This window comes from Rhodococcus sp. SJ-2 (assembly GCF_053750035.1).
This window is the reverse complement of record NZ_JBSMJG010000002.1, coordinates 128,959-154,463: the sequence shown is the minus strand read 5'-3', so window position 1 is coordinate 154,463 and position 25,505 is coordinate 128,959. Positions and strand designations below refer to the sequence as shown.

The following is a 25,505-nucleotide window of genomic DNA, read 5'->3' as shown; positions in this document are numbered from 1 at the left end:
TCCACTCCGGTAGCTCTCGCACCAACTTTGCCGCATATGCGCAGCTAGGTGGAAATCACCGCCGACATTCTGTAGGAAATAACTGTGGGAAATAACTTCGATCTGGAGTAAGGTCGTAGCCGTGAAGGAGGGGAATATGAGCGCGTGGCCCAAACGCTTTGCGGCCGTATCATTTTCGGCGGCTGTGCTGGCTACTGCCGGCCTGGGTACCGCCCCGGCCTATGCCCAGTCGAGCACGGGCGATGAACCGCACTGGCTCGGTGAGCTGGTCTCGGACTGCCCGGATCTGTACGTGCTCGGGATGCAGGGCACCACCGAGACCTCGCCCGATGCGCCGGTGAAGGTCGATACCGGAATGCTCTCGAACATCATGGGTCCGCTGCTCGATCAGGCCCGCCAGCTGGGCGCGAGCGTGGACCGGGCGTATGTGCCGTATCCCGGTTCGTTCGGTGGTCTGACGCCCGGCGGCACCGAGTCGTATGTCGAGTCGGTGACCGCGGGGGAGGAGAACCTGTCGCTGGCGGCGCAGAAGGTGCTCTCGCAGTGCCCCTCGGCCAAGCTCGCCGTCGTCGGCTTCTCCCAGGGCGCCCATGCCGCGTCGAACTTCCTGCGGTCGGTCGGCAAGGGCACCGGGGTCGTTCCGGCCCGCTCGGTCGCAGCCGGTGCCTTGTTCGGCGCGCCGACCCGCAGCCCCGGATCGGGATTGTTCCCCGGGACCTCGCAGACGGCCCCCTCACCGGTTCCCGGTACCAGGGGAGAGGCGGTCAAGGCGCTGTCGTCGGTGTCGTTCACCGCCCCCGAGGGGGGTGGCATCGGGCCGGTGGCCGATCTGACCAGCAGCTACGGCAGCCTGTCGGGGCGGGTGTCGTCCTGGTGCCAGGGTGGGGATCTGGCCTGTGATGCGCCGGCGAACGCCCCGGTCGTGCGGGCGGTGGTCAACGTCGCCGGTCAGGTCGAGGTCGGCGGGGATCCGTTCGTCGCGATCTCCACGGTCGGACGGGCACTGGCGTCGACGGCGCTCAAGACCGCCGTCGATGTGGTCAACCAGGACATTCAGGCGCCGAGGAGCGCGTTGTCGGCGATCTCGGTCCAGCCGAAGAAGACCATCTCGCAGCGTCTGGCCGAGGCATCCGATCCTCGGGCGACGCCGCCGACGGGGCAGGAAGTCACCGCAGCGTTGATGAAGGTCGGGCTGATCGGCATCAACGCGGCGGTCACGGTCGTCAAGAAGGTGCTGACCCCGGAGACGATCGCGGCGGTCGCGGCGGCTGGGCTGGCCAATCCGGCGGCGGCCTTCGGTGTGCTCGCGGCCAAGACGGTCAGTGTGCTGCCCGAGCTGGTCCCGCCGGCGACCTCGCAGCGATTGGTGCGCCAGGCGTTTCAGGTCGTGCAGAACGAGGTCAAGGCCAACCGGGACGCGTTCGACCTGGTGGCGATGACGACGGTGCGCAATGTCGCCGCCGAACACGGCTCCTACGGGTCGGTCCCGGCCACGGCCAGCGGGCAGGCTCCGACCCGGTTCGCTGCGTCCTGGCTCGCTGCGGTGGCCTCCGATCTCAGCGCTGCGGCCGACTCCACCACGTCCACGACGGTGACCTCCACCTCGACGACTCCGACCACCACGACGGTCCGGCCGTCGGCGACCACCTCGACCACCCCGTCGTCACAGACGGCGACGTCCACCACCACCACCACCTCGGAACCGGCCGTGACCACCACGACTGTGGTCGACGCGGGACCGACGGTGCTCGATCAAGGCGGCATCTCGGCCGCCGAACTCAACTGATTCACGCCTGACACACAAGAAAGAGAAGCGAGTATGAGCAAGCATCACAGGCCGTCACGGATCGCCAAGGCGAGCGTCGTGCCCGCCACAGCCGCCGCGATCGTGGCAGCGGGCACCGGCCTGGCCTCGGCCGATCCGGTCGACCTGCCCTCGCAGGGCGGGGTCACTACCCCGGCACCGTCCACTCAGGGCGGTACCACCAGCGCGCCGAAGCCTCCGGCCAAGCAGATCTACTGGACCCCGCCGCCGGCGCAGCAGCGCGAGTATGCGCCGCTGCCGGACTACAACTACGACACCAACCGCTACGAGCGGCAGTCCTCTCCGCCGCCGATCGACCCGCTGGAGCTGCGTGCTCCGCAGCCGGTCACCCCGGAGCCGATCTACATCGCTCCGCCCGAGAAGATCATGGTCGGGGACATTCACTTCAACCAGCCGAACTGGGTCACCGACGACGACCGGGAGCGCACCAACAACACCGCCGGTCTGATCCGCTCGGATGTGGCGACGTTCTACAAGTCGGTCGGTATCGAAGCCAGCCGTGCCGATCGTGTCGCTGCTGCTCAGATCGGCGCGACGGTGGCCGGTGCGGCAGCCGGTGCTGCGGCCGGTGCCGTTCCTGGTGCTCTGATCGGCGGCACCATCGGCGGTATCGCCGGTGCCACCGCCGGTGGTGTGGTGCCGCTGCCGATTCCGGTGCTGCCCGAGGTCACCACCGGGGTCGCCGGGACCGCAGCCGGAGCAGCGATCGGCGCTGCGGTCGGTGCGGTTCCCGGCGCAGTGCTCGGTGGCGCGGCCGGCCTGGCTGCCGGAACCGCCTTTGGTGCCGGTGACGACGAAGGTCAGCCCATCGAGGTGGAACTGCCGGACGTAGGGGAGGACGTGCTCACCGAGCAGGCCGACTCCACGGTCGAGCAGTGGCAGTCCTCCGGCCCGGTCGGACAGGCGGCCGCCGACGCAGTCCGCAACGTCGTGCAGACCGCTCCGCAGGTCGATTCCCAGGTCCGTGAGTGGGTCAAGGTCCAGCCCGGTGGTGAAGGCGTGATCGCCGGTGTGGACAACGCACTGGACACCTTCTTCGGCGGTTCGGCCGGCACTGCCGCCGAGATGATCTCCACCGCGATCGGCGACGGCATCGTGCCTGCCTGAGCTGCCTGAACAGTTTTCCGGTGGGGGCGGGCACGCCCCGCCCCCACCACTCGACGAGGGGGAACACAATTGTCGACCGACAATCGAGGCACACTCTTCCCGGACGTGACCGAGCACTACGGGCCGCAACCGACTCCCATCGAAGACTCCGACACCGGATCGGTGCACTTCCCGATCCCGGACGAGACGATCGCCGACGCGGCGGTCGCCTCCTCGGACCTCGAACCGGTCGCTGCCGAGACGACCTGGGAATCCGACGACGATGCGGTCATCCAGACCGACCTGGAGCCGATCGGCACTGCTGAGACCCCCGTCGCCGACACTGCACCGGCCCCGATCCCACAGGACCCGGACGGCGCCGCCCCACACCCTGACACCGACGCCGGCGACGACCCGTATGCCACCGCCCCGGACTGGGTGCGCGTCCACATTCCGCGAGGTCCGCTGGTGATCTCGCAGCGCAGCCGTGGGGGTCTCAAGTCCGCGATCGGCCGAGCCCGTCCTCCCCGGCCGACTCCGGCCCCCGAGTCGGCCGAGGCCCCCACCAGCGCCCCCGCCGTGCCGGTCACCGATACCGCTGCCGCTGCTCCCGCGAAGCGGGGCGGCGATCGGTCCCGCACTTGGATGCTCGTCGGCGGCGGTGTCGCTGTGCTGGCAGTGGTCTCCGCTGCGGTGGTGACCACGATGGCCGGGAGCACCGACGAACCACAGGCGCCGCCGCTGCCGTCCTCTTCGGTGGTGGCCTCGCCCTCGACCACCCCCTCGACGACCGCGACCGCGGCGGCACCGGCGTGGTGCGCCCCGGTCGACGAACCCGGCCGGATCGTCGGCAACGGACCCGGTGGACGTGATTCCGGTCCGGCGGTGATCCAGGCGTTCGAGCACGCCTACTACGTCCAGCGGGACGGCGAGGCCGTCGCAGAGCTGATGGTCCTGCCCGGCAACGATATTCAGAGCTTCATCGACGCTGTCCCGGCCGGGACCGAGCACTGCGTGACCGTGCTGCCGACCGAGGACCCCAACCGCTGGTCGGTCGATGTGCTGCTGAAGTTCCCGCCTGTGGGAGACGAAGGCATCCACAAGCAGTGGATCACCACCATGCCCGCCGACGGCGGCGTGAAGATCGCGAACGTGGAGAACCGATGAACAACGTTGTTGCATTTCGGCGTAGCCCGAAAATCGAGCAGCCCGAACAGGTCTCGGCCGTGGTGGTGGCCGGATCCGGGGGAGCGGCCGCGACCACGACCTGTTTCGGCCTGGCCACTGCCCTGCGTCTGGGAACCGATGTTCAGGTCGCGGCGATCGACGGCACCTTCGGCGGCGGGAACCTGCTCGATCGTGTCGGGGTCGAACCGATCGACCCATCCCGGGCGATCCGTCAGCTCGGTTCACGTATGGCTCTGAGCACGGCCGGTGCCGTGGTCGTCGGTCACGGAGAATCCTCCGATTCGGTGCTGGTGGACAGCCTGCTCGCCGATCGTCATCTCGCCCGTATCCACGATGTCGGAACGGCGTTGCGCTCGCGCCGTCTGGCTCCGCTGATCGAGGCCGGTGCCGCGATCGTCGTCGTCGCCCCGGCTCGATCCGAACCGCTGAGCCGGATGCGCGACGGCCTCGAATGGCTGATGCGCACCTACGGACCGCACGTGCTTTCCCGCACGGTGGTGTCGATTGCGCATCAGCTTCCACAGCGCCTGGTCGATCTGACCCCGATCCGGGAGGCGTTGACCCCGTTGACCGCCGGGTTCGTCGAAGTGCCCTTCGATGCGAGCCTGGCTCGCCCCGGCACCGTCGATCACCGGCATCTGTCGATCGAGTCGATCGATGCCTGGACCGACGTGCTCGACGCCCTCGGCCGCATCGAGGCCGACCACCACGACACCGACCACCGGACCGGGACGGAGGAGCTGGCATGAGCAGCAGAGAACGCATCAGTTTCGACGCTCGGGTCGAGCCGTACCCGGTTCCGGCTCCCGGCCCGGCGGTGTGGCTGCTCGGCGCACACGGCGGATCCGGCGTCTCCACCTTGGCCCAATACTGGAGCTTCGCCGACGACGCGAAGCACCAGTGGCCGTGCGGCACCGACCGTGAGGTCGAATCACCGTATGTCGTGGTGGTCTGCCGCGAAACCATCCAGGGTCTGTCCAGCGCCCACGATCTGATCCTCGAACACCGCACCCGCGATCTGCCCTGCGAGTTGCTCGGGCTGGTCACCGTGGCCAACGCTGCCGGTCCGCTGCCGAAGGATGTGCGCCAACTGCGTTCGATCGTTACCGGCGCAGTGCAGGCGCACTGGTCGATCGGCTGGCACCGCTTCCTGGCCTCGGCTGCCCGATCGAGCCTTCCCACCTGGCGCGCCCTCGACGGCGTGCCCATCCAGACCAAGGGAGCGGTCATCGACGTTCCCGAGGACGTGATCGCTGCCGGGGTCGGCATCGTCACGGCAATCCAATCGAGTCTGCCGACCTTGTGGTCGGTGCAGTAATCACACGGAGGACAACTCATGCTCCAGACGGTTGTAGATACCGCGTATCTCGCACAGGGTGCCGTCAATTTCGACATCAACCCGGAAGTGCCTCCCGGCGCGAACGGCCTGCTCAAACTGCTGAACTGGCTGCTGTGGGGCGTCACGCTCGCCTGCGTGGCGGCCCTGATCTTCTCGGGCGGCAAATTCGCGTGGGAGAAGTGGCAGCACGGCTCGGGGGACTCACCGAAGATGCTCGTCGGCTCGCTTGTCGGTGCGATCGTGGCGATCTCGGCGAACCAGATCCTTTCCGCCGTCACCTCTGCGGCGTAAGGGCGGGGGTCAAGCGATGCAGGTATCCGCTCAAGGGGTCGTTCCCCTTCCCGGCGAGGTCGTCGACGGCTTCCAAACGCTGCTGGGCTATGCGGCCGGGATCGTGTTCATCCTGTGCGTGGCCAAAGTGATCTTCGTCGGCGGACGCCTGGCCTGGGACCACAAGCACGGTGCCGGCATCGAATCCCCCACCGCCGCAGAGTTCGTCGCAGCGAACATCGGTGCGATCCTCGCCGGCGGCGTGGCCGCGACCATCGCCACGATCCTGCTGGCCACCGCCCAAGGGCCCCAAGCCCAGCAGATCGGAAGCGGCCATTCCCCGACGGTCATCGACCAGCTCGAACAGATGCAACAACAACAGCAATCCGGCAACGAGGAGAACGAACGATGAAGCGTCGGTGGGCGCGAGCAGCAATGGTCGCGGTGGCGCTGGTTGCCACCAGCTGCGGAGGATCGAACACCCCCGAGTCCGAGCTGTCGATCACCGATCCACCGCAGATCAACCGGTGGATCACCGTCGGCGGGATCGAGGTTCCGATCGGCACCACCGACGGCCCCAGCAACGGTGAATGGGAACCCTTCGCCGGATTCAGCCACACCCCACAGGGAGCGGCGCTGGCGGCGATCACCCAGTCGGTGCAGCTGGCCACCGCTTCCGATCGCACCTGGCCCCAGATCCTGGCCGGTGTCGCCGCACCCGGCGACGGCCGCGACCTGTACGCCGCCCACCGGGGGCTGGTGGAGATTTCGGGAACCGACCCCGAGATGGTGCCGACCATCGTCGGCTACACCATCACCGACTACAGCGACACCGCCGCCACCGTCGGTGTCGTGCAGCGCTTCTCCGATGGCTCGCTCGCCTCTGCGACCACCGAGGTGGTGTGGATCGACGACGACTGGCGACTGAACCTGGCCAACGAGACCGCTACCACCATCACCGCTCTCGACGCAGTGCCGTCGAAGCTGGTCGATCTCGAGGAGACCCGCAAGTGACCGAGCAGAACACCACCGACTCGACCCACGAGAAGAACACTCGCTCGCTCGACGCCGAGAACGAACGCGCATCGTCGGCCACCAAACTCACCATCGGCTTGGCGGCGGTGGCCGTCATCGTCGTCGTCGGTGTCGTGGTCAGCCTGGTGATGGTCTTCCGGGGCGAGGACGCAGAGCCGTTGGTCTCTCTCGATCCGACCACCGGCAGTAGCGCCACGGCCCAGGACACGGACGGACTGTTCGAACCGGACCCGGTCTTCGACAAAGCAAACCGTGTCATCTACGTGCCGCTCGACCCGAACGGCGTGATCCTGTCCGAGACCCTCGCCAGCGGGAACCGCCCGGCGAACCAGGCCCCCAGCGGGGTGATGCTCCAGCGCATCCACGGCAACATGGACCTGCCGTTCTCGACGTCCGATGGACCTACCGGGTTCACCGACAACGGTGTCGCCATCGGGTTCTCGCGTACTGCGCAGGGAGCTGCGCTGGCCGCCGCTCATTACGGCGGTTACTTCGCCTCGGGCACAGACCGAACGAACATGCTCGTGGAAGCCGCTCTGCTGTCGGACCCGAATGGTGAGGCGGCTAAGGCCAGTCTGGGCATCCCAGACAGTTCGCCGGCCTCGGCGTTGCCAATGGTCAAAGTTCTGTTCAACCCGGACCTGACGCTCGTGCAATTCGGCCGCCCCGTACAGAAGAGCGACGGTTCGACCGCGATCTCCTACTCGAAGCTTCCTCTGGTCTGGCGTGATGGGTCCGGATGGGTTCTCAAGATCGATCCGGTGGCAATGGGAGAGGGCACCGAACCCATCGACGCGGCCGGGTGGTCGTCGTGGTGGTGAAGCACTTCCTACGCAGTGCTGTCCTCACGCTCCTGGCTCTGTTCGTTGCTCTGTCGGTCGCCACCACGGCATCTGCGCAGGAAACCGACTCGACCGAAGGCACCACGAGCGGGACCTTCGAGGACTACGTAGACGATTCCGCCCCCAGCGGCACGGAAGTCGTCACCGATCTGGTCGCGTGCGCACTACCCACTACTGCCGCGATGTCGGATCTGACCTCATGGGCTAATGACGCTCTGGGAGTCAATCTCCCGACCTGCAAAGAGGGCGTGAGCGGCGCTCTCGATGCAGGCGTGGACATGGCAGAGGAGAAACTCGGCGAAGTTGCTACGGGTGCGGTCGAGAAGACGGCGCTGTGGATCGGCAACGCCGGTGTCGCGGTGCTCGAGTTCGCGCTCGGATGGTGGATCACCGGCACCGAGATGGACGGGGACACCTTCCAGGCCACGGTAGCGACGGTCAACGACTACACCTTCTACATCCAGGTCGCGGCTCTGTCGTTGTCGCTGATCCTGCTCGGCGGCCGGCTGGCACTGGCCCGCTCCGGCGCGATCCGCGACACCTCGGAAGAGGGCCTCAAACAGATGGCCCGTGCGGCGGTGCTCGCCGGGGGAGCATCGACGCTGATCGTGCTCGGCACCGAACTGTCGGACCAGATTTCGGCGTGGTTCATGGACAGTGCGGTCGGCTCCGACCCGTCCCGCCTGGCCGAAGCGATGGTCTCGATCACTCTGTACTCCGGTCCGGCCGGTGTGGGCCTGCTGTTCCTGATCGGCATCATCGGCATGCTCGGCGGGTTGATGATGGCGTTCTTGATGCTGCTGCGCACCGGCATCCTCGTGCTCATGGCAGCGGCGCTGCCGATCGCCGGCGCCGCCGGAGGCACCAAGGTCGGCAGCCAGGCATACGAGAAGATGCTGGCCTGGACGATCGCATTCCTGCTGGTCAAACCGGTCGGAGCGTTCGTGATCGGGGTCTCGGCGATCCTGTTCCTCGAAGCCACCCCGACCATCACCGACCCCGAGAACGGCGACGGGTTCATGGCCCTGTCCGGGGTCATCACCTTGTCCGCCGCGGCGCTGGTGCTGCCCGCCCTGATGCGCCTGATCGTCCCGAACATCGGCGCACTCGGAGGCGGCGGCAGCGGCCTGGCCGCAGCCGCCGGCGCGGCCGCAGTCGGCGCGAAGGTCGGCGGAATGATCGCCACCGGCGGTGCCAGCGGCGCAGCATCCGGCGCGGCGACCACCAGCACCACCTCGACGAGCATCTCGAATTCTCCGAGTGGGGCTACCCCGTCCGGTTTCGGTGCCGCAGGAGGTGCCGGGGATGGACAGGCAGACGGCAATCAGAACGGAACTCCGTCCGCCGGCGGCAGCGCCACCGTCGGCAGTAGTGGCCCGCAGGGCAACGACTCGGGCACCCCCGGCGCCGCTGCATCCGGCAGCTCCGGCGCGGGCGGTTCCGGTCACTCCGGCTCCGATGCGCCTGTGGCCACAGGAGCCGGCCACCAGTTCAACCGAGGGGGCTTCGAACAGTGAGCAACGAGCCGACATTCAACACCTACGGCAACTGGCGCCGACCCCGCAGCACCGGCCTGCTCGGAGCCACCTTCGGCACCTCGATCGCAGGGATCGCCGCCGCAGCCGTCGTCATCATCGCGGGCCTGTTCCTCGGCATGAGGGTCGCATTACTGCTGGCCATCCCGGTGATCGTCTGCTTTATCCCCTTGGTCATCTCCCGTGACGGCCGCTCCGGCTACGAAAGGGCACTGATGCGATTCCAGTTCTGGCGCGGCCGCCGCCGCGGTGAACACGCCTACGCCTCGGGCACGTTCTCCCGCGTTCCCGGGCGGGCCTACCGACTTCCCGGCGTGCTCGGCGACACCGAGCTCTACGAAGGCATCGACTCCGACGGGCGCACCTTCGGCATGATCCACATGCCCAGCCGGGGCGCCTACACCGTCGTCTTCGACGCCTACCCCCAAGGCGCCGAAGCCGTCGACCAGGACGTGATCGACCACTATGTCGGCAACTGGGCACAGTTTTTGTCCGGGGCCGGTGAGACCTCGGACATCCTCGCGGTGGTCACCACCGTCGAGACGCTGCCCGAGACCGGCATCGAACTGTACGAAACGGTGCACCAGAACACCCGCGCCGACGCCCCGCAGCTGGCCCGCGATGCGGCCTACCAGCTCGCCACCGGCTTGACCTCCGGCGGTATCCGCCTCGCAGCAAGGATCGCGATCACCTTCGAAGCCAAGACCACCGAACGCAAACAGGACCCTTCCGAGCAGGCTGTCGAACTCGGCCGGCGTCTGCCCGCCCTGACAGCGGCCGCGGCCCGCTCCGGTGTGCCCTGCTCGCCGATGGATGCCGACGACATCATGGCGTTCGTGCGCCGCTCCTACGACCCGGCCTCGCTCGTCGATGTCGAAGCCGGCGTGTACTCCGGCGAGGGCACCGGGCTGACCTGGGAGGACTGCGGTCCGCGGACCGCGCTGGAGAGCGCCGACGGCGGCAAATACGTCCACGACGGTGCGGTGTCGGTGACCTGGGAGATGCGCGAAGCCCCCAAGGGAGCAGTGACCGAACGGGTACTGCAACGACTGCTGGCCCCGAACGAGGCGGTGCCGCTCAAGCGGGTCTCGGTGATCTACCGCCCGCATTCGGCCGGGGAAGCCACCGACATCGCTGATAGCGACTACCGCAACGCGATGGCCGAAGCGCACGGTGGGTCGCTCAAGAACGGATCGATCGGTTCGGCGAAGTCGCAGATCGAGCTGGCGGCCACGGCCCAGGCCCGCATGGAACAGGCCCGCGGTGCCGGGATGGTGCGCTTCGGCGTGCTGGTGACCGTGACCGAACCGGCCGGCAGCTCCGATGTGCCGAAGATCGACGCCCTGGTCGAGGACCTCTCGCGGCAGAGCCGGCTGACGATCCGCCGCTCGTGGTGCTGGCAGGCCGCCGCGTTCGCGGCCTCCCTCGGTGTCGGAGTCATCGCGCCCGACCACACCACTATCCCGTCGTTCCTGAGCAACTAGGAGGAGGACGCTGTCATGGGTAAAGCCACGACCTCGACCCGGATCGCGCAAGCCGAGAAGATCGCCAAGACCCTGCTGTCGGACGACGAGTTGTCCGCTCTCGAGGAGCAAGCGGCCTCGGCCACCGGCATCACGAAGGCATGGAAGAAAAGCCTGGTCAACCGCCAGTACAGTCGCCGGGCGACGGTGGAGCGGTTGACCCGGATCAATTCCGACGGCTTCGACCGCCCGCTCGCCGAGCTCGACGATCGCGGATTCGACGGGGTCGGTGGGGGCCGGATGTCCACGGTGATGCCGCCGGTCGAATACCGGGGCACCTCGGTCCAGGTCGCTGGGATCTACCCGTGGATCGTCGGCGCGAAGGCCCCGCTGCTGGGCACCCCGCTGGGTCGGCATCTGACCACCGGCGCGGCCGTCGGCTTCGATCCGCTCTACGCCTGGAAGATGAAGGCGATCACCGCCCCGTCCTGCTTCATCTGCGCCCTCAACGGCTTCGGCAAGTCGACGCTGCTGCGCCGGATCGCCCTCGGCGACATTGCGCGAGGCACATTGGTGCTCGTGCCCGGTGACGTCAAGCCGGACCTGCGGGTGCTCACCGAGCAGGTCGGCGGGCAGGTCAGCGAGGTCGGCTACGGCACCGGCGCGATCAACCCCCTCGATCGCGGCCCGATCGGCGATGCGATCGAGCAGTTGCCCGCAGGTTCGCTCGAACGGGAAAAGGCCGAGTTCGCGCTGCACGCTCGCCAGCTCAACATGATCTGCGCGCTGCTCGAGATCGTCCGCCGCGGCCCCCTGAAGGACTTCGAGGAAACCCTGCTCGCCTCGGCGATCCGGTTGCTCTACGCCCCGGGCTCACGGTTCGACAACGACCATGCAGCCCGCCTCGAGGACCTGCTGACGCTGATCGCGGCCGGTCCCGAGGAGCTGATGGACGACGCGGTGGCCGACACCGAGGACGAATACCGGGGTCAGATCAAGCCGCTGCTGCGCTCGCTGCGCGCGCTGGTCAAGGGTCGGTTCGGGGAGACCTTCAACCGGCACAGCACGGTTCGGATCGATATCACCAAGCCGATGGTGGACCTGGACATGTCCTCGGTCCCGCCCGGCGATGAGTTGATGCGCGCTGCGGTGCTTCTCGCCGGGTGGAACGAAGCGTTCGCGGCGGTGGAGGCGGCGCACATCCTGGCCGACAACAAGGTGCCCGGAGCGAAGTCGATTGCCGCCCACATCATCTTGGACGAGGTCTGGCAGGTGATCCAGACCGGCAGCTCGGCGGTGGCCCGGTTGGATGCGGTGCAGCGGTTGCAGCGGTCGATGGGCGTGGCGATGACGATGGTCACGCACTCGCTCGCCGACTTCGAAAAGGTCGGGGCGCTGGGCATGATCGAACGCTCCCGCGCCCGGATCGTCGGCCCGGTCCCCGAGGCCGAACTCGACCGGCTCGGCCGGTTCATGAAGTTTTCCCGCGCTGAGCGGGCGATGGTGACCGGCTGGGCCAACGACACCACCTCCTCGGTGGAGGAGAAGAAGGCACTGCGCCAAGCACGCCGCAAGGTCACCGGAGACGGCGATGGCACCGTCTCGGCGGGCAGTAAGCGCACCGCCGCCGGTGTCGGACATTTCCTGCTCAAGCTCGGCGAAGGCGCAACACCGGGCACCCCGTTCAAGGTGTGGGTGCCCCAGGCAGAAAAGGATTCCGGGATTCACGACACCGATGCCCGTCTGCGGGCGGCCGACGAGGACCGAGCCACGGGGCGTGCAGCGTGAGCCGGCGGGAGCGGTCCGGCCGTCGCCGGTACACCCTGGTCGATGACCTCACCCGTGAGGCCGCGATCGAGACGGTCCTGGGGCGCATGAAGGCCGGGGTCAGCTTCACCGCCGCTACGCGAGCCGCCGCTACGCAGCTCGACGTCGCGGAGACGACGGTGCGGGGCTGGGTCAACCGCTCCGGCCGGCGCCCTCGCCGCACCCCGCAGGAAGTCGCCGCGTTGGAAGCGGAACTGGCACTGGCACAGGAGCTGAACCGGGCGCTGGCACGCAAGCACGGCATCGCAGCCGAGGATCTGAGCCTGCGGTGAACGGCAAGGGGGGCACCGGCCTGATCGCGCTGATCCTGGCGCTCACACTCATTCCGTTCTTCCTGCTCCTCGTCCTGGTGATGGGAATTGCGGACGAGGAAGATCGCGAGAACGGCACGAGCTGCCTCGGACCCGGCACCGGTCTCGGATCCGGCGACAAGCTCGCACCGACGGGTTCGTTCATCAAGCCGGTCGATCCCTCCACCGTCACCTTCACCTCCGGATTCGGCCCGCGTTGGGGCACCGAGCATCAGGGCATCGACCTGGCCGGAGCCATCGGCACCCCGATCTACGCCTCGGCCGACGGGGTGGTGCGCAATGCCGGCCCCGCCAGCGGGTTCGGGCAGTGGGTGGTGCTCGACCACGTGATCGACGGGCAGCTCGTGTCCACCGTGTACGGGCACATCGACACCTACACCGTCGCCGTCGGCGAGCAGGTCCGCGCCGGTCAGCAGATCGCCACCGTGGGCAATCGCGGGGAATCGACCGGCCCGCATCTGCACTGGGAAGTCTGGCCCGGCGGCTGGGGCACCGCAGCGGTGGACCCGTTGCCCTACTACGACTCCGCTCCCGCACCGGGACAGACCCCGGCCGGGCCGCCCACCGCGGTGCCGTCCGCCCCGCCGGAGGGGAACTTGGCGCAGCCGTTGCCGCCGTCGGCCGGCTCCGAGCAGGGCCTGCAGGTCGATGCGAAGAAACTCGCTCGCGCTGCCCACCTGAAGTTCGGGGACCGGATCGCGAGCATCGGGGGGTGGCGCGCCGACGGCGGCTACGCCAGCGATCACACCGAAGGTCGGGCTGTGGATCTGATGATCGCGAACTATCGCTCCGGTGACGGGGTGGCTCTCGGGGACGAGATCACCGATTACGTGCTGGCCAATGCGGAGTTCTTCAATGTCGAGTACGTGATCTGGCGGCAGACCTACTACCCGGTCGGCGGTGCCCCGAGTCTGATGGAAGACCGCGGCAGCGAGACCGAGAACCACTACGACCACGTGCACATCAGCGTCCACGGTCAGGGCACCGACGAGAGGTTGGTGTCGTGGGGGTCGCTGCCCGGTGGCAGCGGCAACGCCACCGCCGCGGCCGCCGACTGCCTCATCTCCGGTGAGGGTATCGGCGACCGGCTCGCCGACGGCACCGTGCCACCGGAGTTCGTTCCGTGGATCGAGCGGGCCGGGTCGATCTGTCCGCAGATCAGACCCTCGTTGCTCGCCGCTCAGCTCGCCGCCGAGAACGGTTTCCGCCACGGAGACTCCGCTCCGGTGTCGGTCACCGGGGCGATGGGACCGGCGCAGTTCATGCCGGGCACCTGGGCGTCCTATGGCCGCGACTACGACGGCGACGGCCGGGTCGATGTCAACAGCATCGGCGATGCCGTCATGGCCCAGGGCCACTACATGTGCACTATCGCCGACACCATCGACGGCTGGATCGGCGACGGGGTGGTCTCCGCCCCCAATGGGCGCACCGAGCTGTATCTGGCCGGCTACAACGCCGGCGAAGGCGCCGTCCTGAACTCCGGGGGATTCCCTACCGGGCACACCGACTACGTGGTCCAGACCCGCCCCTATGCCGACAAGATCATCGCCGCGCAGCCGCAGTACCGGGCGATGAGCAACCAGTGAAAGAAGGCAAACCCGTGAGGATCACACGAGTCACCGCCGCGGCGGTATGCACCGCGGCCGCCGTCGCTGTGGCGGGCTGCGGCAGCAGCGACCCCGCAGGTGAGCAGCACGTCCATGAGGGCAGCGACGACCATCAGGTGATCGAGCCGCTCTCACCCCAGCAGATCGACGCCGACGACACCGCGATCACCGCGATGCAGATGATCTTGTCCTGGCAGCCCGCGATCGACGAGAGCAAGGCCGACGCCCTGATCCGAGCCACACCGTATCTCGGCGGGGACCTGCTCGCCGTCGCCGAATCCGGCAGCCGTGCCGAGGTACGTCCGGACGCCGATTGGCAGCAGTGGGCAGCGGCGAAAGACGCCGTGACGGCGGTCTGCGCTCACTCGGATACCACCCCGACAGCCCCGGCCGGGATGCGCACCGTGGTCATCGACGTGATCTGCACCCAGTCGGTGCTGCACGCCAGCGGGCGCAGCACCCGCCTGACCCCGCAGCTGTGGCGCACCACCATCGTCCGCACCGACGGCGGCTGGCGACTGACCGACTACCGATTCCAGCAGTAGAAGGGGACACACAAACGATGGCACACACCAGACGCGAGCGACCGCGCAGCTCCTCGGCCGCCGACGAGGTGTTCCTCAAGGCGTTCCCGGCCCTGCTGGTGGCGGCGTATCTGCCGACGATCGCCTACAACACCGGTGGGGGAGCAGACCCCACCTGGAATCCGATCGGCTTGTTCTTCGCTCTGGGGTTCGGCTCGACGAGCTGGCCGGCGGGCGCGACGCTCGTCCTCGGCGTCGAGCTGGTCCTGCTCGCTGCTCTCGCCGGGGCCGGGTGGTGGGCGCTGCGCCGGTTCGGGGTGCTCGAGACCGTCAAGGGCAAGCAGTTCGAACAGCGCATCGACCGCCTCGCCCGCACGATGGTCGATCCGCGAGAAGTCGACGAGGCCGACCCGAAGTACCTCGCCGCCTCCACCGACCGGCTCGCCCCCGCCATCTCGCAGACTCATCCCGGCTACCTCGGCATCCCCCTCGGACACACCGTGGTCGGGGATCGTACCCTGCGCATGACCTGGGAATTCGTGGCGATCGCCTTCGCCGGCGCCCGCATGGGTAAATCCGCCTCGTTCGCTATCCCGGCGATCTGTCACGCCCCGGGGGCGGCGCTGGTGGCGTCGAACCGCGGGGATGTGTACTCGCACACCGTCGGTATCCGCCGCGAATCAGGACGGGTCTGGGTATTCGACCTGCAAGGCGTGTCTACCGGCAACCGACAAGAACGTGCGAGCTTCTGGTTCAACCCGCTGCGCACCGTCACCGACCTGCCTTCTGCCGCGGCGGTATGCGGCTACTTCATCTCCGCTGCCACCGACGCTGGTGCCCGTGTCGATGCCTACTTCGACGGCAACGCCCGCGATCTGTTCGCCTCCTACCTGCTCGCCGCCGCCCTGGCCGGCGGAGACATCCGGCATGTGGTCGAGTGGCTGACCAACACCCAGTCGCAGATTCCCCCGGCCGTGCTCGAGCAGTACGGCTACCCGGAGCTGGCCCGCACGATGCGCGGTAAGCAGGCCGTCAACGCCAAGCAGCGTGACGGCTTCTACGACATGGCCCGGCGCTTCTTGTCCCCGTTGGACGAGCCTCGCTATGCCGAAGCAGTTCTGCCGAACCGCCGGGTCGTCATCGGCACTGATCAGTCCGGCAGGGTCACCGTCACAGAAGGGGAGCACGTCCACGACCTACCGGAGTTCATCTCCGCCGAGTTCGCCCGCCGCACCGACACGATGTATGCGCTGTCCAAAGACGGTCCTGGTTCATCCTCGGCGATCTCCAGTGCCCTGGTCGGGCAGATCCTCACCTGCGCCGAGGAATACTCCGAGCAGCAGGAATCGGAACGGATGCCGATCCCGTTCACTGCGGTGCTCGACGAGGCCGCCAATATCTGCAAGATCGAGGACCTGCCCCGCTGGTACTCGCACTTCGGTGGCCGCGGCATCATCCTCATCACCTTCTTCCAGTCCCCCTCCCAGGGAGAAAAGGTCTGGGGCCGCGAAGCCTTCAAGTCCATGGTCGATGCGTGCAGTGTCGTCTGGTACGGCGGCAATGTCGAAGACGATGCGTTCCTGTCGGGTCTGGTCGATGCCGTCGGCACCCACTACGTCGATACCGAGTCCCGCAGCCGCCCTACCGGCTTCTTCTCCAGCGGTCAGGCGAGTGTGTCGAGCAGCTGGCAGAAGGAAACCATCTTCGAAAAGCGGGACTTGCGGGCGCTGCCGAAAACCCGGGCGCTGGTGACGATCGGTGGCTCCACCCCGATCCTGGTCCGCAAGGCGTTCTGGGGGAACTCGCCGTTCGCCGAGGCGATCCGTCAGTCGACGAAGGACAGCAAGCAGCTCGGCCCTGCCCAACAAAAAGCGCTGCCGATGGGGGAGTCCGATCGCCTAGGCAGTGAGGGTCCGCAGCAACCACGCACCGTGGACGCGCCTGTCGTGGAGTCCTCCCGCACCACTGCCCTGTTTACGTCCGAGTTCATGTCGAAGGAATGAACATGGTGAATCTGCCCCGCACGACCGACGATCGCTGGGACACCGGCAACGAGTCCGGAGACGGCACCGCCGACGAGTGGACCCCGGAACAGGCCGCAGCAGTCGGCTCCACTCCGGAACCGCAGGAGAAGAAAGAGCCGAAGTACGCGAATGTCATCGCCTGGGTGAACGGTTTCTTCCTGCCGGTGATCCGCCGGCGGATCAGCGACAACGACGGCGGCCTGTCCTGGGATGCGAGGTGGTGGGCCTACCCGGAGGTCGTCGCCCGCCTGACCGCGCTACACCAAGCCTGGGAAGAAGCCCGCGCCTCGGATTCGATGTCCGCGATGTCCTCCTGGTGGATACAGCACCTCGAACCACATCTGAAGGTCATCCTCGACGGCGACACCGGACCGATGGCCAACGCCAAAGCCGACCGCAGCTTCATGGGCTGGCCCGCCCTGCCTGCCGACCCGGTTCCGTCCAACGTTCTTGACAAAATCCTCGACCAATACAACTAGGAGACAGCGATGATCCTCCAGACCGTCGCGCCCGCCCTCGTGCCCATCGACCCTGTCCTCCCGCCGACCGGACCACCGGCGTACCCCGTCATCGGTTTCATGCTCGGGGCAGTCCTGCTGCTCGCACCGACCGTCCTGCTGGTGAAGCTCGGGGTCGTTGCCCTGCGCGTAGTCCGGTGTCAGGAAATCGTCGGCGAACACTACATCCGTGATCGACACCTCGCCCCGACGACTCTTTCGATCGTGTGCTGGCTGATCGGACTGGGAGGCGTGTCCATGATTCCGGACCTAAGTCAGACCCTGATATTCCGCACCGTCCCCCCGACGGTGTTCGTCAGCGTAATCGTTGCTCCGCTGGTGGCGACCCTGGTGCTCGACGCGATCGCGTCGATGGTTCGTAGACGAACAGGCCGGTTCGTGGATGGTTCGAGCGCCCGAGCCGAACAACGGGAGACGCAGATCGTCAGCGAGCACAGCTAAGAGACAGCAGTGATCCGAGCGACGACACGACGACCCTGGGCCGGGACGGTCCGGGACGAGACATGGGAAGAAATGGCATGAAACTGACTTTGCCCAAGCCGGATCTGACACCGGCCGGTGACCAGTGGCGTCAGATGATCCGTGACGAACAGCAGCGATGGCTCGACGAGTGGGAAGTGTCGTTGAGCGACGATCAACGGGAGCTGGCGTTCTATCAGGCTGCGGCCGCGGTCGAGGAACTACGCGAGCGTGATCCTCGAGTGTCCGCCCTTCACGTGCAGGGCAGAGCATTCGATGCACTGTCCCGCTACGCACCTCGCAGCCGGTGGTGGTGGGTCCGGTACGCGGCCCCGACCCTGGTGTTCATCGTGGTGGCCGGCTGGTTCTATCTCGACCGGGACCTGGTGGTCCTGTGGGATTACGTCCCGGCCGGCGACACCACCGACCTGGTGGCGCAAGCCGTGGGATACGGGCGGTGGGCCACCGTGGTAGCGGTGGGCGCGGTACTGGTGTCCGTCTTCGGCCTTGCTGGGGTGATGTGGTTCAGCGGCTTCAAGGAAAAAGCCGCCCAATACTGGCTGACGGCCCTCGCAATGGCGCTGTGTGCTCTGGGCACCGGCGTGTTCGTCCTCGCTGCCACGATCTGCGTGCTGTACACCTACTCCAGCTGATCGAAAGACACCTGTGGGGGCCACCGTCCGGTGGTCCCCACAGTGCTGTCTTCGGTCAGTACCCGAGCGTTGCTTCGTGACTGTGTTCGACGCCGGTGTCAGGGACGAACGCGGCCTCGTTGGTGTGGTCGGGCGTGCGTTCGATGTTGAGCATCTCGGTCACCGACCGGGGATGACTGCTCATCGCAGCACCGACCGCATCGAGTAGTTCCTGACTGAGCTGGTTCAGGTTGACGGGTGACAGGGGAGGAGCGACCTCGTCGTCACCGTTGACCGGGCCGACCGCGGCGGCCAGACCCCGGCCGGCGGACTCGAGGGCAGCTCCGATCTTGCCCAGGTCACCACTGCTCGTCGGTGCCGTCTCTGCGATCCGTTCGAGCTGGTCGGACACATCCGCTTCGTTATCTTCTTCGACCGCAGCGGCCGGTTCGCTGCGGGGATCGGGGCTGTCGGCCGCAGGCGAACTGTCCGCGTCCTTCTCGAAGTTCTCGAAGTTCATCTCTACGGTGTCGGCGTCGGCGGCGTGAGCGAAGGATCCGGCCACGGAGGCGGGAACGACCGCGGTGGGTTCGACCACTGCGAGGTGCTGAGCGGACAGGTCGGCGAGCTTGTCGATCGAGGGCACGCTCTTGGCTGCGACGTAGCTCAATGCCAAGGCTGCGGCCGCGTCGAAGGCCCGCTTGTCGTTGTCCCGGTCGGCAGCTTCTTTCCCGGCGATGCGTCGCTGGATCTCGTCCGGGGGCATCTGAACTTGTACGTAGCGGTGCTGTTCTTGGCGGTATTGCTGTGCGCGCAGGGCCTGGAGTCGTTCCGCGTTCTGCTGCGCCAGCTGTTCCCACTTGCGGGTGTTGTGTGTCGGTGCACCCAGGTGGCGTGTGGTCGCTGCTGCGGCCAGAACCTGGATCGTGGTCTGCTGGGCGGGCTGTCCCCGGAACGCTCCGAGAACGTCGTTCATGCCCTTCGGTGTCGGTGCCGGCTGGCCCTGAGCGCGTCGATTCTCCGCTTCGCGGAGGAACCCGACGAGGTCGACGACGTCCTGACTGGCTTGTGCCGTGGCCGGCCTTGCCTGTGGCACCGCTTGCACTCCGGCTCCGGCAGAAGTGTCCGAGGCTGCGGGATTCGTGGGCTTCGGTGCGGGGGCCGACCGTCCGCGGTTGCGCAAAAACGGTCGCTTCTCGTCGTTGTCCGCCATAGTCCTTCTCCTTGTGCCGTTCGGGTTCAGGGGTCGCAGCGCCGGGATTACAGGTCCCGTTCTGGCCCGTGGTCGGGTTCGAGCGGGTCACGGTCGATCTGATGGTTCACCGCAGAGTCCGTCTGTGTCGGCGTCCTCGTGTGGCCGGTGGTGAAGTCGGTTCCTCCGGCCTTGCGGCGGGTGATCTCGGCGTCGATCTGGCCGATGATGGTGCGTTCGGCGGTGATCGATTCTTCGAGTCGGGTGATGCGGTCGGTGATCCGGCCGATGGCCTGACCGTCCGTGGCGCGGGCGCGGGCCTTGGCCGCCTCGGCAGCGCGGTAGTGCTGTGCCCCGCGTTCGATCACGGGCCAGCGACGCTCCGGGGGTGCTGCCTGCTCGGCGGCGGTCACCGCAGCACGAGCGGCGGTGATCTGCTGTTCGGTCACGTGCGGGGACCGGGTCAGGGCATCGAGTCGGGCGCGGGCGGCGCGCACGGCCGCGATGTTGCGTTCGTCGATCTCGACCTGTGCCAGGGACCTCTCCACCGCTGCGGTGGCGGACATCTCGCCTCGTGCCCGGTCCAGTTCTTCGTGTGCCAACGACAGCAGCATGGCGTCTTCGGTGAGCCGACCCCGGCTGACCATCCGTGCCGAACTCAGTTCGGCGTCGGTGTAGCGGGCGTACGGACCGACCACCTCGTCGGTGGCCGGTGCGGGCCGGTTCAGTCGCTCGATGTTCGCCGCGATCGTCGTCTTGCGTGCCTCACGCAGATGCGCCATCGGGTCGTTTTCGTCGGCGGGGGCGTCGGCAAGCACTCGCGAGATCGCGATCTCCCGCACCGTGGACTCCCACAGCCGCACCCGCCGGGGATCGGTTCCCCGCTCGCCGACGGCGGTGATCCACGGCGCGTTCTGCTCGAGTGCGGTGGTGGTGTACGAGTCGATGAACGCGTGCATCTGCTGCTCGCACGAGCGGGCGTAGGCGGCGAGGATGGGATCCGTTTGGGCCGCGGCGTCGGTCAGTGCGGGCACGCGGTAGGCGGCCATCGCGTCGGTACGGCGGCGTGGCAGTTGCGCTCCGTCGGAGTTGTCGATGCGGGTCTTCAGGGCGCGGGCGATGACCTGGCCGGGGGAATTGGCCTCGGTGTCGATCCGGCCGGCCCTGCCTTCGGAGCTCATCACGGCGGCGGCCTCGCGCAGCAGAGTCTCGGTGTCCCAGCCGAAGGTTTCCGACTGGGCGACGTAGGTGACGATCTGATCCCACCCGCCGAGGCTGTGCACCCAGCCGAACTGTTCGTCGGTGAGAATCAGGTTCAGTAGCTCTTCGGTGTAGTCCTCGTACAGCTCCCCGACGGCAAGCATGTAGGTATTGGTGATCGTCGACCAGGACGCGGCCTTGCGTTGTTCGTCCTCGATCATCTGGTGCACGGTGCGCTGGGAACCGTCGCGGGCGATGATCTTCGCGAGCAGACCGATCGCGCCGGGATGCTCATCCGGGCGATGTTCGAAGTCCCAGTCGGGCAGCTCGTCGTTGGCAGCGTAGACGATATTGGCGTGTTTGCCGCGGGTGAGCGCGACGTACAACGACTGACGATCCATGTTCGCCCCGGCGAGCACGTGGCAGCTTCCCACCGTCATGCCCTGCGAGCGGTGCACGGTGGTCGCATATCCGAGTTGCACGTTGTCGGTGATGTAGTCGGCGGCGACGGTGACCTGGCCGCCGCTGATGTTGTTGCGCAGCCGCAGCGATCCGTCGTCGCCGATCTCGGCGACGGTCCACAGGTCGCCGTTCTTCACCCGGCCCGAGGTGTTGCCGTCGGAGTCCTTGACGACGTACTTGGAGTTGTTCTTCCGGGTGACCACCACATCCCCGACAGCGGCTTCGAGACCGTCGGCCAGAACGATGCCGGGTCCGGTGACGGTGCCGTTGGCGCGGTAGTACGCAGCGGCCTTCTCGTTGAGCTCGCGCACCAAATCGTTGGTCGGAGCGACCATCAACGCAACCTGCCCGGCCTCGACGTCGGCGACGTAGGCGTCAAAAACCAGATCGGCCAGCTCGTGCGCCATGCCCTGCCGGATGCGACTGTTCTGCTCGTACCACTCGAGCACCGTCACATCACCCGTGCGCAAGTGCAGGCTCGCCTCGGCCTCACCGACGGTGGCGAAACGGTGGACCTTACGCAGGAACGGGGCGTTGGTGCGATCGGCCAGATCACGCAGAACGCCACCGGCTTCGACAGAAGCGAGCTGCTGCGGATCGCCCAACAACCGCACCACCGCACCGGCCTCGGTGGCGATGCGGGTCAGGTCGGCCAGGTCGCGGGCCGAGGCCATACCGGCCTCGTCCACCAGCAGAAGATCACCGCGGCCGATCCCGGTCGCGATACCGACGCGATCGCGGGTGAGCACGTCGGCGATGGTGCGTCCCTGAACCGAAATTTCCTCACCGAGCACTTCGGCGGCACGGGCCGACGGACCCAGGGCGATGACGTTTCCGTTGACGGCCTCCCAGGCCCGTGCGATCACGGTGGCCGCGGTGGTCTTGCCGGCACCGGCCGCACCGACCGCCACGGCAACCCGTGTGCCGGCGGTGAGGAAGTGGGTGATCATCGCGAGCTGATCGGCACCGAGCTCGTGGCCGTTCGCCTCCTCGACGGCGCGGATCGTGCGGCGAATGATCCGATCGTCCACGGTGTGCTCGTCGTCCATCTGAGCCTGCTGACGCATGAAGTCCTCGGCGTCGAGAACCGATTGCGCGGTATACCGCATCTGCGCGCGATCGACGAGCAGACTGCGCCGACGTCCCCGTTCGACGCGGTCGCTGATCCGCTCGGGCAGGTGGTATTCCTCGACGTCGATGGGCAGGCAGTAGTCGCGCAGGGCGAGTTCGAGTGCGTCATCGTGGATGGCGCGTAGCTGCTCGTCGTCGGTGAAACTGAACTCTCGCAGTCGCCTCTCGATCTCGGCGGTCACCGAGAACACCGTCCACGAACCGACCTTGTGCGAGAGCGTATCGACGACCTCGTCGACGAGAGCCGGCACCTGCTGCGGAGTCAGCACCGGACGGCGATCCCGCTCCCCACGGACAGCGTCGACCAGCTCTGCGGGATCATTCCCCGCAAGAATTGCCTCAGCACGCTCACGCCATTCGGCCCGCAACTCGGCCAGTGACCGTGGGGGATTCTTCGCGTTGCGGGTGTCCAGAGTGGCCTGCTGCGCTTGGGCGTACTGCACCTTCTTCGGGGGGTTCTTGCCGTAGCGGGTCTTGTAGTCGCGGGCCAGTTCTTCCTGACGTGCCTCGATCGCGGCGCGGCGGGAGAACTCCTCGATCAGCGACAACGGGATGCCTTCGACCTCGTAGACCGGTTGCTTGCCGACCGGCGTATCCGGCCTCGGAGCGAAGGTGACACCGAGCTTGCGGGCCACCAGATCGGCCACCCGGGTGTTGTACTTCTCCGACGCCGACACGTTCGCCTTGTAGAGAATCGACCCGTCGATGGTGGTCCATCGGCCTTCGGCATAGACACGATTGACCACGGCGCTGTGGGTGTGCAGGTTCGGGTCCGCAGCGCGATTGTCGAAGTGATCGAACCGGGCGATCAACAGCCCGTCGGCCTTGACCTTGCGCTCCCCACCTTTACCGCGGCGGGTGTAGATCACCTGATCTTCGATCCACTCCAACGCTTCGTCCACGGCCTGCTTGTGTGCTTGCTCGACCGCGGCCTTGACCTGATCGTCGCCCAGGCCCCACAGCAACGAGACGGACTTCATCGGGGTGAACACCAGGTCGTAGCCGGCCACCGGCTGACGCGCCTTGTTGTACTGCTCGTTGACGAACTTCCACACACCTTCATCGCTGAGCAGCCCGGCCTGCTCACCACTTTCGCGGCTCAGGTGCTTGCGGGCGGTGACGAACTGAATCTCCTTCTTCGCCTCGGTGGTCGGGTACTCGCCGTGCTTCGCCTTGTAGGCGCTGCACAGTTCCTCGACGTCGTGGACGTACTCCTGACTGTTCTGAAACCACGAAAACGCCCGACCGAGGGCGGTGCTCTGTGACCAGTTCAGATGGTCCTCGGCCGAGGCGCCGGGTCCGGGCTTGGTGTCCAAGGCGGTCGGAGTACGCGCTGCACCGAACACCGACCGCATCGCGGATTCGGTGACTTCGGTGCCGATCTCGACACCGACCCTCTCCGCCAGTTTCCCGCACCACACGCCGGGCGGGGTGCCCTTGGCGACGTAGTAATCGACCGCATCGGGCTTGCGGGACTCGGTGGCGTCGCCCTTGGCGACATGCTTGGTGAGATAGACATAGCCGTCCCCAGCATTGAGCTTATGGACGGTCATCACGGCGCCGATTATGCCACGTCGCACCTTTAGTGCATGAGGTGTGTAGAGATTCTTGGGGCGAACGGCGTTCGGTCCAAGGTCTGACAGGACCTCGATGGTCCTGTCAGAGCAGCGGAGCTGCGTGTGTTAGGCGCGTGAGCGTCACGGTTTGTCGGTGGGATGATCTGATCCGGACGACATCGGAGTGGCTTCAGTTCCGGTCGTCGACCTCCCCGCGACCGACGCGAGCCGCTACACTTCCGGCCTATGGCCTCGACGTCCCACTCGGCATCTCGCCGCTCACTTCGTCCGCACACGACGCCGAACGTTCGGGAAAACGCCCGCCGTCAGCGGGAGCGACTACTCGCTCGTCAGGCGGAACTCGAAGCGTTGGCCAGCCCTATCCACGAAGCGACGGACAAGCTGTCCAAGCTCGAAGCAACGGTCGCCTCGCGGGCACAGGCTCCGCTGAAGAAGATCGAGCGGCTCGAGCAGACCCGGGATCGTCGCATCAAGAAGATCCAAGAGGAATACGCGGCAAAGATCGCCGAGATCCAGCGGGAGATGGAAGCCGGCACGGAGACGTTGACTCCGCAGGAGCGCGAGCAGGAATCGTCGCTGCTGCGCGAGTACGCGGAAGCGATCGTGACGTTCAGTCGCAGTGCCTCGCCGTCGGAGCTGGCACCGTTTCTCGGCGTGAGCACCCGCGAGGCGAAGACGCTCATCCTGCAAGCCAAGGCGGATCTCGGTGCCGCCGATGTCGCCAAGTCGGATGCGCCGTCGTCCGAGGACAAGCAGGACGACAAGCAGACGGTGCCTGCAGCATCGTGATGCTGCGGTCATGAGTGACGACGTGGAGCCCGCGCTCGACATTGGGTTCCCGGATCTCGACGTCGAATTCGTCACCGAGGATTCGGAGGAGCGGCCGCGGCGGGTCCGAGTGGTGGACAACTCGCTGCGGCCCTCGAAGACGAACATCGAGGCGTTCTGGTCGAAGGTCGTCAAGTCCCCGACGTGTTGGTACTGGGTCGGCGCGATCAGTGCGCCCGACGGGTACGGGCGGTTCAACTTCCAGCGTGAGAACCGGCAACGCACGATGCTTGCGCATCGTTTCTCGGTGGAGCTGGTGCACGGTCCTTTAGCACCGGATGTGGTGTGTGAGCACAAGTGCAACGAGCCGCTATGTGTACGCGTCGGACCGGAGCATCTGGTGGAGTCCACGCACAGCGAGAACGTGCGCTACGCGATCGCCCTCGGCCGGCTGTCCGGTCATGCCCTCCTCGACGGGCAAGGCCGCTCGCGCTACGAGCGGTCACTCGCGATCCGCGAGGCGTTGCGCAACGGCTACGACGAAGCCGCACTGTTCCATGCCAAGACCGATCCCGGTGACTGGCAAGGCACGTTGTTCTGAGAGTAGTTCCGCCTGTACAGCACTGGACCGATCCTAGTCGCCGTCCCCGAGCCGACCGAACATTGCACAGGCCCAATGCCTCCCGA

23 protein-coding genes are annotated in these 25,505 nt (G+C 67.0%); 21 read left to right on the top strand and 2 right to left on the bottom strand.

Annotation, left to right across the window (positions count from 1 at the left end):
• Positions 1 to 136 precede the first annotated feature (136 nt).
• The 19 genes from ACSYG9_RS27810 to ACSYG9_RS27720 all read left to right on the top strand — a co-directional run bounded on the left by ACSYG9_RS27810 (position 137) and on the right by ACSYG9_RS27720 (position 18,509).
• Entirely contained in the window at positions 137 to 1,786 is a 1,650-nt protein-coding gene (locus tag ACSYG9_RS27810) for a cutinase family protein (RefSeq protein ID WP_220667190.1), read from the top strand.
• A gap of 33 nt (positions 1,787 to 1,819) precedes the next feature.
• Complete coding sequence (locus ACSYG9_RS27805; RefSeq protein WP_432793411.1) at positions 1,820 to 2,932, top strand: insoluble domain protein; 1,113 nt, start codon at positions 1,820 to 1,822, stop codon at positions 2,930 to 2,932.
• A gap of 105 nt (positions 2,933 to 3,037) precedes the next feature.
• Entirely contained in the window at positions 3,038 to 4,078 is a 1,041-nt protein-coding gene (locus tag ACSYG9_RS27800; protein ID WP_268965809.1) for a hypothetical protein, read from the top strand.
• Complete coding sequence (locus tag ACSYG9_RS27795) at positions 4,075 to 4,848, top strand: hypothetical protein (protein WP_268965810.1); 774 nt, start codon at positions 4,075 to 4,077, stop codon at positions 4,846 to 4,848. Before ACSYG9_RS27800 ends, ACSYG9_RS27795 begins: the two co-directional genes overlap by 4 nt.
• On the top strand, positions 4,845 to 5,417 hold the full coding sequence (locus ACSYG9_RS27790) for a hypothetical protein (protein ID WP_268965811.1): 573 nt from the start codon (positions 4,845 to 4,847) through the stop codon (positions 5,415 to 5,417). The genes ACSYG9_RS27795 and ACSYG9_RS27790 overlap by 4 nt, the downstream gene beginning before the upstream one ends.
• 18 nt (positions 5,418 to 5,435) lie before the next feature.
• Positions 5,436 to 5,729, top strand: coding sequence for a hypothetical protein (locus ACSYG9_RS27785; protein ID WP_006553223.1), 294 nt, complete (start codon positions 5,436 to 5,438; stop codon positions 5,727 to 5,729).
• Positions 5,730 to 5,745: 16 nt separating this feature from the next.
• A complete protein-coding gene (locus tag ACSYG9_RS27780) occupies positions 5,746 to 6,120 on the top strand; it encodes a hypothetical protein (RefSeq protein ID WP_006553222.1) in 375 nt (124 codons plus the stop codon).
• Positions 6,117 to 6,722 carry a hypothetical protein gene (locus tag ACSYG9_RS27775; RefSeq protein ID WP_268965812.1) on the top strand — a complete coding sequence of 202 codons (606 nt, stop codon included), beginning with the start codon at positions 6,117 to 6,119 and terminating at the stop codon, positions 6,720 to 6,722. The genes ACSYG9_RS27780 and ACSYG9_RS27775 overlap by 4 nt, the downstream gene beginning before the upstream one ends.
• Complete coding sequence (locus ACSYG9_RS27770; protein ID WP_268965813.1) at positions 6,719 to 7,564, top strand: hypothetical protein; 846 nt, start codon at positions 6,719 to 6,721, stop codon at positions 7,562 to 7,564. The genes ACSYG9_RS27775 and ACSYG9_RS27770 overlap by 4 nt, the downstream gene beginning before the upstream one ends.
• A gap of 299 nt (positions 7,565 to 7,863) precedes the next feature.
• Positions 7,864 to 9,102, top strand: a complete 1,239-nt coding sequence (locus ACSYG9_RS27765; RefSeq protein ID WP_432793410.1) for a hypothetical protein — start codon at positions 7,864 to 7,866, stop codon at positions 9,100 to 9,102.
• A complete protein-coding gene (locus ACSYG9_RS27760) occupies positions 9,099 to 10,604 on the top strand; it encodes an SCO6880 family protein (protein WP_432793409.1) in 1,506 nt (501 codons plus the stop codon). Before ACSYG9_RS27765 ends, ACSYG9_RS27760 begins: the two co-directional genes overlap by 4 nt.
• A gap of 15 nt (positions 10,605 to 10,619) precedes the next feature.
• Positions 10,620 to 12,371, top strand: a complete 1,752-nt coding sequence (locus ACSYG9_RS27755) for an ATP-binding protein (RefSeq protein ID WP_432793408.1) — start codon at positions 10,620 to 10,622, stop codon at positions 12,369 to 12,371.
• On the top strand, positions 12,368 to 12,682 hold the full coding sequence (locus tag ACSYG9_RS27750) for a hypothetical protein (protein ID WP_432793405.1): 315 nt from the start codon (positions 12,368 to 12,370) through the stop codon (positions 12,680 to 12,682). The genes ACSYG9_RS27755 and ACSYG9_RS27750 overlap by 4 nt, the downstream gene beginning before the upstream one ends.
• The gene (locus tag ACSYG9_RS27745; protein WP_432793404.1) at positions 12,679 to 14,310 is read left to right on the top strand and encodes a peptidoglycan DD-metalloendopeptidase family protein; all 1,632 of its coding nucleotides are present in this window, start codon (positions 12,679 to 12,681) and stop codon (positions 14,308 to 14,310) included. Before ACSYG9_RS27750 ends, ACSYG9_RS27745 begins: the two co-directional genes overlap by 4 nt.
• A gap of 14 nt (positions 14,311 to 14,324) precedes the next feature.
• A complete protein-coding gene (locus tag ACSYG9_RS27740; RefSeq protein WP_432793403.1) occupies positions 14,325 to 14,876 on the top strand; it encodes a hypothetical protein in 552 nt (183 codons plus the stop codon).
• Positions 14,877 to 14,893: 17 nt separating this feature from the next.
• The gene (locus tag ACSYG9_RS27735) at positions 14,894 to 16,858 is read left to right on the top strand and encodes a type IV secretory system conjugative DNA transfer family protein (protein WP_432793402.1); all 1,965 of its coding nucleotides are present in this window, start codon (positions 14,894 to 14,896) and stop codon (positions 16,856 to 16,858) included.
• A gap of 2 nt (positions 16,859 to 16,860) precedes the next feature.
• Entirely contained in the window at positions 16,861 to 17,358 is a 498-nt protein-coding gene (locus ACSYG9_RS27730) for a DUF4913 domain-containing protein (protein ID WP_193904099.1), read from the top strand.
• Between the two features lie 9 nt (positions 17,359 to 17,367).
• Positions 17,368 to 17,838: a hypothetical protein gene (locus ACSYG9_RS27725; RefSeq protein ID WP_247849818.1), complete on the top strand. Its 471-nt coding sequence runs from the start codon at positions 17,368 to 17,370 to the stop codon at positions 17,836 to 17,838.
• Between the two features lie 77 nt (positions 17,839 to 17,915).
• Positions 17,916 to 18,509, top strand: coding sequence for a hypothetical protein (locus ACSYG9_RS27720; RefSeq protein ID WP_033098637.1), 594 nt, complete (start codon positions 17,916 to 17,918; stop codon positions 18,507 to 18,509).
• Between the two features lie 55 nt (positions 18,510 to 18,564).
• On the opposite strand, the gene ACSYG9_RS27715 is transcribed toward ACSYG9_RS27720, so the two are convergent.
• A complete protein-coding gene (locus ACSYG9_RS27715; RefSeq protein ID WP_454843068.1) occupies positions 18,565 to 19,701 on the bottom strand; it encodes a hypothetical protein in 1,137 nt (378 codons plus the stop codon).
• Positions 19,702 to 19,748: 47 nt separating this feature from the next.
• The gene (gene mobF / locus ACSYG9_RS27710; protein ID WP_432793423.1) at positions 19,749 to 24,026 is read right to left on the bottom strand and encodes a MobF family relaxase; all 4,278 of its coding nucleotides are present in this window, start codon (positions 24,024 to 24,026) and stop codon (positions 19,749 to 19,751) included.
• Positions 24,027 to 24,275: 249 nt separating this feature from the next.
• Between mobF and ACSYG9_RS27705 the strand changes: the two genes are divergently transcribed.
• Positions 24,276 to 24,839: a hypothetical protein gene (locus ACSYG9_RS27705; protein ID WP_432793401.1), complete on the top strand. Its 564-nt coding sequence runs from the start codon at positions 24,276 to 24,278 to the stop codon at positions 24,837 to 24,839.
• Positions 24,840 to 24,849: 10 nt separating this feature from the next.
• The gene (locus ACSYG9_RS27700) at positions 24,850 to 25,419 is read left to right on the top strand and encodes an HNH endonuclease (protein ID WP_432793399.1); all 570 of its coding nucleotides are present in this window, start codon (positions 24,850 to 24,852) and stop codon (positions 25,417 to 25,419) included.
• Positions 25,420 to 25,505 lie beyond the last annotated feature (86 nt).